We start from the raw sequence: 1,971 nt of genomic DNA on the forward strand, positions 1-1,971 counted from the left end.
AGTAAAGGAGTCACAAGCTTGGAACATTTAGACGAGTTATGGAGCAAGGTCCTGGCCCGAGTAGAGCAACAAATTTCAAAACCAAGCTTTGAGACGTGGTTAAAATCGACTAAATTGCTCTCTTACAAAGGAAATAATGTGACAATCGCGGCGCCCACTTCTTTCGCGCGTGAATGGCTCGAAAACCACTATGTACATTTAATTGCGGGAATCTTGTCCGAATTAACCGGAGAAGATCTGTATATTAAATTTGTTGTTCAAAAGGATCAGGACAACGATGATTTTGATATTCCGGCACCGGTCATTCAAACGAAGTCAAATGAGCCTCAAGAAAGCCCACATAGCATGCTTAATCCTAAATATACCTTTGATACCTTTGTCATCGGTTCGGGCAACCGTTTCGCCCATGCAGCATCTCTCGCGGTTGCGGAAGCACCTGCCAAAGCCTACAATCCATTGTTCATTTACGGTGGGGTTGGTTTAGGAAAAACCCATTTAATGCATGCAATCGGCCATTATGTTCTTGAACATAATCCAAATGCGAAAGTGGTCTATTTATCTTCAGAAAAATTTACAAATGAGTTCATCAACTCAATCCGGGATAATAAGGCCGAAGACTTCCGAAACAAATATCGCAACGTGGATGTATTATTAATTGATGATATTCAATTTTTGGCTGGAAAAGAATCAACTCAAGAAGAATTTTTCCACACATTCAATACATTGCATACGGAATCAAAACAAATCGTCATTTCCAGTGACCGTCCACCAAAAGAAATTCCGACATTGGAAGATCGCCTGCGCTCACGGTTTGAATGGGGATTGATTACGGACATCACCCCTCCGGATCTGGAAACGCGGATAGCGATCTTGCGCAAAAAGGCAAAAGCGGATGGACTTGATATACCGAATGAAGTGATGCATTACATAGCAAACCAAATTGACACGAATATTCGCGAGCTGGAAGGAGCATTGATTCGTGTCGTCGCTTATTCGTCTTTAGTTAATCAGGACATCACCGTAGAATTGGCACAAGAAGCGTTAAAAGACATAATGCCTAACACAAAACCAAAAACAGTAACAATTCAGGACATTCAAAAGGTTGTGGGGGAACATTTCAATATCCGATTAGAGGATTTCACTTCAAAAAAACGCACAAAATCCATTGCATTCCCCCGACAAGTGGCGATGTATTTATCAAGAGAATTAACGGATTTTTCTTTGCCTAAAATTGGGGAAGAATTTGGTGGAAGAGATCACACAACGGTTATTCATGCTCATGAGAAGATTGAAAAATTGTTAAAAGTGGATCAACATCTGCAGGAAGAAATCAAGCGGATTCGCAGCATGCTTGGCAAATAAGGTTGTGGATAACCTTCATTTTCTTTTACAGGGTTATTCACAATGTATTAACATGTGGATATGTTGTCCGAACAGAAAAAATCACGCTTATCCACAAATCCACAGCGACTATTACTATTCCTACTCTTTTTATTTTAAAAAATAATAATTTAATAAGTGAGGTATGACGATGAAATTTGAAATCATGCGAGATCGACTGTTGGATGGGCTAAATGATGTAACAAAAGCCATCAGTTCCAAAACAACGATCCCTATCCTGACCGGGATAAAAATAGATGTCAGAAACAACGGCATTCTGTTGACAGGATCAGATGCAGATATCACCATCCAAACATTTATTCCAGCCGAAGAAAACGGCGATCAAATTATCAACATTGTGGAAACTGGATCCATCGTTTTACAAGCCCGAATGTTCAACGAAATCGTAAGAAAACTTCCTACAAATGATGTTGAAATCGAAGTGGTGAATGATTTTCAAACTCATATTCGCTCAGGAAAAACGGAATTCCATTTGATCGGTTTGGATGCATCCGAATATCCGTTATTGCCGGAGATCTCCAACGATAATAAATTCGAAATACCGCCCGATTTATTGAAAGCGATTATTCG

2 protein-coding genes are annotated in these 1,971 nt (G+C 39.8%); both read left to right on the top strand.

Annotated features, from left to right (window positions below):
* The first annotated feature begins 18 nt into the window (after positions 1–18).
* Positions 19–1,362 (top strand): chromosomal replication initiator protein DnaA, encoded by a 1,344-nt coding sequence (gene dnaA / locus GX497_18345; protein ID HHY75139.1) that lies wholly within the window; start codon positions 19–21, stop codon positions 1,360–1,362.
* 169 nt (positions 1,363–1,531) lie between these two features.
* Positions 1,532–1,971: DNA polymerase III subunit beta (locus tag GX497_18350; protein HHY75140.1), on the top strand; the 440-nt coding region annotated here is incomplete at its 3' end.

Origin of the sequence: Bacillus sp. (in: firmicutes) (assembly GCA_012842745.1) — a bacterium.
In the GTDB taxonomy this organism is placed as follows: domain Bacteria; phylum Bacillota; class Bacilli; order Bacillales; family Bacillaceae_J; genus Schinkia.